The 5,804-nt window shown below is 35.6% G+C and carries 5 protein-coding genes; all 5 read right to left on the reverse strand.

The genetic code is table 11. The features are described from left to right. Positions 1 to 787 (reverse strand): 4-hydroxy-tetrahydrodipicolinate synthase (gene dapA / locus E1171_RS08950; protein ID WP_155205667.1); only part of this gene is annotated, 787 nt, incomplete at its 3' end. A gap of 4 nt (positions 788 to 791) precedes the next feature. After that, positions 792 to 1,304, reverse strand: a complete 513-nt coding sequence (locus tag E1171_RS08955) for a DUF6913 domain-containing protein (RefSeq protein WP_155205668.1) — start codon at positions 1,302 to 1,304, stop codon at positions 792 to 794. A gap of 3 nt (positions 1,305 to 1,307) precedes the next feature. Continuing rightward, a complete protein-coding gene (ligA, locus tag E1171_RS08960) occupies positions 1,308 to 3,326 on the reverse strand; it encodes an NAD-dependent DNA ligase LigA (RefSeq protein WP_155205669.1) in 2,019 nt (672 codons plus the stop codon). Between the two features lie 165 nt (positions 3,327 to 3,491). Next, positions 3,492 to 3,956, reverse strand: a complete 465-nt coding sequence (locus tag E1171_RS08965) for a GNAT family N-acetyltransferase (protein ID WP_155205670.1) — start codon at positions 3,954 to 3,956, stop codon at positions 3,492 to 3,494. 440 nt (positions 3,957 to 4,396) lie between these two features. Continuing rightward, positions 4,397 to 5,395 (reverse strand): follicular epithelium yolk protein subunit, encoded by a 999-nt coding sequence (locus E1171_RS08970; protein WP_246164257.1) that lies wholly within the window; start codon positions 5,393 to 5,395, stop codon positions 4,397 to 4,399. Positions 5,396 to 5,804: the final 409 nt, after the last annotated feature.

Raw genomic sequence — 5,804 nt, forward strand, 5'->3', positions numbered from 1 at the left:
TATTTAAAACTCTTAAGGCCTCTTTTACACCTACCGGATTGCTTTCCACATACATTAAAGGATTAATGTCGTGTAATTGATGGGCAAACTTTCTGGCGGTATTATAGTCATTGTCCAAGGCTGCTTTCACCATTTTTTTAAATATTACTGGAAAGGAATTTGCCATAACAGAAATTACGCCAGAAGCTCCCAAAGCCATCAATGGAATGGTTAACATATCGTCCCCTGAAATCAGCAAAAAATCTTCTGGTTTTTTACGAGCAATTTCTAATGCCTGATCAATACTTCCAGAGGCTTCTTTTGTGCCAATAATATTGGGATGTTGAGCTAGTCGTAAAGTAGTCTGAGGACTGATATTGGAGGCTGTTCTTCCTGGTACATTGTATAAAACTACCGGGACAGGACTTTTATCTGCAATTTGTTGATAATGTTGAAAAATACCTTCCTGTGAAGGTTTATTGTAATAAGGGCTAACAGATAAAATAGCATCTACTCCAGAAAGATCGGTTTCACTTATAGTTTTTAAAACCTCAGCTGTATTATTCCCTCCTATTCCATACACAATGGGTAGGTTTTTGGGATTATTTTCTTTTACAAACTTTAATATATCTGCTTTTTCTTGTTTTGTGGTGGTCACCGATTCTCCTGTGGTCCCCTGTACTACAAAATAGTCCACTCCTTCGGCAGTGTGGGCAAGAAGTTTTTTTAATCCGTTAAAATCAACGTTTTCTTCAGCGTCAAACGGGGTAACAAGTGCTACTCCGGTTCCAAAAAATTTATGCTGCATCAGCTTATAAGTTATTGGTATAATAATACATTTGATCAATTAATTCAGACACCTCTTCTTTCTTTATTGCTAGCATTAGTTCATAAAAAGAGTCAAATGTTTCTGAATGACGGCCTACACGGCACTTTGCTTTGCTTTGAGCCATTAAGGAAGTTACCCAAGGGTTTTCTTCTAGGTCAATATGGTAAAGTAGATCAAATTCTTCATCAATAAATTTTTGTACATTTTCTGAGATCACTTTTCCAAAAAGTGAAAAATCCTCTTTGGTGTAATAATCAAAATCAAACCCATGATTTTCCCTTCCCTTGTCTACAAAGGAGAGGATACTTATGGTTTTACCATCCTTTTTAAGCTTTTTTACCAGATTTTTAATCTTGTCATGCTTGTCAAGGTCTATAGAACTGAAAAGAATACCTATTTTCTGGGTATCTTCGTATTTTTTGTAAGCCCGCTCTGCTTTTTTCTTCTTTGCAGATTTAATGCGGTATCGGATGGCAGTTTGTTTGATATCAATCATGAGCTAGCGGTTAATCATTTCTGTAAATTGTTCTTCTGAGATGATTTTCACCCCCAGCTTTTCAGCTTTTACTTTTTTTGCAGGGCCCATTTTATCTCCCGCAATCAGAAAATTTAGTTTTGAGGAAATAGAAGATAGCACTTTTCCTCCATTTTCCGTGATAGCTTCTTTTATTCCATCCCTGCTATAGGATTGAAAAACACCAGAGACAAGAAAAGTTGAACCCTCTAATTTATTGCTTTTTCGAATTTCTTCTTTTTCTTCTATTTCAAAATTCAAGCCTGCTTTCTTAAGTTCTTCTATGTAGTGTTTATTATCTTCACTCTCAAAAAAGTTATTTACACTCCAGGCTATTCTCTCTCCAATTTCAGGAACTGCCGTTAATTCAAGAAAAGACGCTTTTGCCAGGTTATCAATGTTTTTGAATTGTCGAGCTAGTTTTTCCGCCACTGTTCGTCCGACGTACCGTATTCCAATGGCAAAAAGAACATTTTCAAAAGGCATTTTTTTAGAGTCGCTAATACCTTTTAGTAACTTATTAGTTGATTGCTGTTTAAACCCTTCCAGTTGGAATACCTGATCAAAATTTAGTTTATAAAGATCAGCTGGTGTTTTAACGAGTTGGTTTTTGAAAAGTTGTTCAATGGTTTTCTCGCCCAGAGAATCAATGTTCATAGCCCTTCGTTGGATGAAATGCTCTATTCGTCCTTTAATTTGGGGAGGGCAGTTATTTTGATTAGGACAATAATGATTAGCCTCACCTGGTTTTCTTTCGAGCAAGGTGCCACATTCCGGGCAATTGGTGATGAATTCAAATGGGACACTGTCCTCTTTTCTTAAATCCAAATTGACACCAGTTACCTTTGGAATGATCTCTCCACCTTTTTCTACATACACCTGGTCTCCGATGCGAATATTTAGTCTTTTTATTTCATTAGCATTGTGCAAAGACGCTCTTTTTACTGTAGTACCTGCTAATTGTACGGGTTTTAAAAGGGCAACTGGAGTGACCGAACCGGTCCTTCCGACCTGAAATATCACATCTTTGAGTAGTGTTTGTGCACTTTCTGCTTTGTATTTGTAAGAAATAGCCCAACGTGGGCTTTTAGCCGTAGCCCCTAATCGATCTTGTTGACCATAACTGTTAACCTTTATGACAATTCCGTCGGTTTCTACAGGAAGAGTTTCTCTTTTGGTTTCCCATTCATTGATGTAGTCGAGTACCTCGGTAATGTCTTTGCATTTACGGTAGGTAGGAGAGATATTAAATCCAATCTGGTTGAGTTTTTCTAAAGCTTCCTGGTGCGACTGTATGGGCAGATTTTCGCCAAGCATCCCATAAAGGAAGCAATTGAGTCTACGTTGGGAAACAACAGTAGAATCTTGCATCTTTAGTGTCCCTGATGTAGCATTCCTTGGGTTTGCCAGTGGAGTTTCTCCAATATCTTCTCTTTCCAAATTGATACGTTGAAACTCTTTTTTGGCCATTAATACTTCTCCTCGGACTTCAAAGAGTGCAGGGAATTCCATGTTCTTTTTTAACCGCAGAGGAATAGTCCGAATGGTTCGAGCATTAGCAGTGATATTGTCACCTCTCATTCCATCTCCGCGTGTTACAGCTTGACTTAGTTGGCCGTTTTCATAAGTTAAACTGATGGCTACACCATCAAACTTTAATTCGCAGATGTAGTCATAAGTTTCTGATCCCAATAACTTGGCCACTCTTTTATCAAAATCAACCAAATCTTCTTTCGAATAGCTATTGGCTAGTGAAAGCATGGGATAGCGGTGTTCCACCGTTTCAAATACCTTTGTTATGGTTCCGCCCACACGTTGAGTGGGTGAATCAGGGGTACGAAATTGCGGGTATTTCTTTTCTAGAGCAATGAGTTTTTCCAGCAGCATGTCAAATTCATAATCTGAAATCTCTGAAATGCTCTGTTGGTAATATAGATCGTTATAATAGTTGATTTTTTCCCTTAATTCCTCAAGTTCTTTTTGTATTGCTTCTTCGGTACTCATAAATACAAGTTTCGATTTAATGGCTTGATTTAGGGGTTTACAGCCATATTCTGTTTTTGACCCAGTTTAGAAATTTATCTATTATAATCAATAGAAATTACTAGATATGATTTTTATAGTTTTCTAAAGCTTGAATTTCTTCCCTATTTTAATTCGTTTTTATTTTTATTTATGCCACTTTATTTTCACGGCGGAAATTTTATCCGTTTCTAATCGAACTTCATCCAATACTTCGAATTTATTTTTTTTATAGAAATTAATTGGTGAGGTATATCTTTCACCATTTTCTTTTTGATAGTGGTTTTGGTCAATAACCCAACCATTCAATTCAAAGTTAGTTTCTTTTGCATGATTCAATAGTTTTTTTCCAAACCCTCTTCTATGAAGTTTGGAATCAATAATCATAGCAAACCACCGTTCATTGTTTCTTTTGAAATCAAAATACCAGCCTTTTACAGATTCATTTTCATCAATCAATAAAATATGATGCTGCTCACCTAGGTTCGAGAGGTATTCTTCAAACTTTCTCAATTCAGCATGCTTTAAATTATTAGGATACTCCTTATTCCAAAGGTGATTGATTTCCTCTTTCTGTTTTTGATTTAATAATTTAGTTTTGTAAATCTTCATTCTTTCCCGGTCGAAGTGTTTAATAGTTTTAATGGTAAATTTTCGGTTTTTTTACTACGAAAAATGAGTTTACCCCAACTCCGGTAAAGTAAGTGAATTTAATTCTGGACAAAACTTTTTACATCGATTTCAAAAGTGTTCAAATGACTGGATGCAAAGCTAAGCAATTGAAAGTCTTGTTTCAATGTTCAACTTTAAAAACATGAACGGTGGAGTGGGAATGATGGGAGGCATCCTTAAAATACCATTTGTTCCTAAAAACGGATGACTTAATCTTTCAGAACCAACTGACTAATTTCAATACATAAAAAATACGAAGTGTAAAAAGCAAACATAAGATGGTAAAAATCTTTTTCTTGTCATTTTCTTAAATAAAAGGCCTGATTTTTTTTAAAATCAGGCCTTTTCCTAAAATATTTTTAGGTCGTTTTAGAAATTTATTAGAAGGTCATAGTCTTCATAACCTTTCCATTATCAGCGTCTTCTAAGACAATTTCTGAATTAGAAAAATAGCCAATATCAAGATCTTGGGTGATCTCATAGGTTTTTGTCATTCCAGCTCCGCCCAAAACATTGTTAACCCAAAGTGCCCAAAAGTGATGATCCTTATAGGTCGGGTTATAGTTTGTAGCAACATACCCTTCCAATGATACGGTATAAGTAACTCTCACTTTCATGGTTCCTCTACTTGCCGACAAAGTAGAAATTACAGATTGTCCAGGTTGTAATTCAACTGATACGCCTGAGGAAGAGCCTACAGTTGTTGTCAAACTTTCACTGCCTCCTTCCGTATCGGTTTCTTGATAAATTAAATTGGTTTCCCCTCCTCCTCCAGTGCCTAGAAAGGAGATATTATATTTAAATTTTTGTTCAAATCTAAAAAGGGTTTGGGTAGACCAATTGCTTTCCACCGTATTAGAAACTTGATCAGAAATTGCTGCATCAAATGTTGCTGGAATACTGCTATTGTTGGTAAACGTTTTGGTAGCTATTATAACCGGCTCAGAGGTGATGTCCTGAATTACGGCAGATTTTACGGTGAATTTGGTTTTTACCTCTTCCCAGCCATAGGTTTTGTACAAATCTCCCCAAGGGGTAGGGCTTGTCACAAAGACATCATTGGGTTTTTTTCCAAAATATTTTTCAACAGCATTTTTTAAATTGGCATCTTGAATATCGAATTGATCTCTTTCATTGCTATCAATTAAATGGAGTTCACTACCCGATGCTGTTACACTGGAACTAGACAAATCTGCACCAGCATCAATGCTAACATTTACGCCAGCAGCTAGGGTTGAAGCAAATGTGCCCACTTGATTATTTACCTGCTCTTCGGAAATTTCATTCAATACATCTTCTTGACAAGCCGAAAGGCTTAAAAGAAAGAAAATTGTGATTGTAAATGTTTTACGAATTTTAGTTTGCGATACTTTTTTCATGGTAAAAATGGTTTTGAGTTAAAAAATGAATAATTGAGATTTTTTTAGATCCTATTTTCCATTTTTAGCAAGTGGACTAAACAAAGGATCATACTCAATGGTATGGAATGGCGATACTTTCTCTGTCAATTAATTCACTTGTTAAGAGTAGTTTGTTTAATTCAGTTATAGTGTACCTTAACTAGTGTTGTGGAAATTGAATGACATTAAAAGAAACTCATTTGAGTATTTGTGATAATTACTTTCTTGCCGAATTGAAAAAGGAAATTCTTGGTAATAATGATTCTTCCCATTGGAGTTTTCCTTAAGGAAGAAATGTAGGTTTACGTAGTCAAAAAGTATTTGGATGATCTTTTTCCTTGAAGGTATTAATGCTGACATCATATTTTATTCCATTTAATGAAGACCT

The sequence above is a fragment of the Xanthovirga aplysinae genome, assembly GCF_009711365.1.
Lineage (GTDB): Bacteria > Bacteroidota > Bacteroidia > Cytophagales > Cyclobacteriaceae > Xanthovirga > Xanthovirga aplysinae.

Bases quoted from the DNA above. Each gene is read 5' to 3' on its own strand.
- E1171_RS08955 (WP_155205668.1), bottom strand. From the start codon at position 1,304: ATGATTGATATCAAACAAACTGCCATCCGATACCGCATTAAATCTGCA.
- ligA (WP_155205669.1), bottom strand. From the start codon at position 3,326: ATGAGTACCGAAGAAGCAATACAAAAAGAACTTGAGGAATTAAGGGAA.
- E1171_RS08965 (WP_155205670.1), bottom strand. From the start codon at position 3,956: ATGAAGATTTACAAAACTAAATTATTAAATCAAAAACAGAAAGAGGAA.
- E1171_RS08970 (WP_246164257.1), bottom strand. From the start codon at position 5,395: ATGAAAAAAGTATCGCAAACTAAAATTCGTAAAACATTTACAATCACA.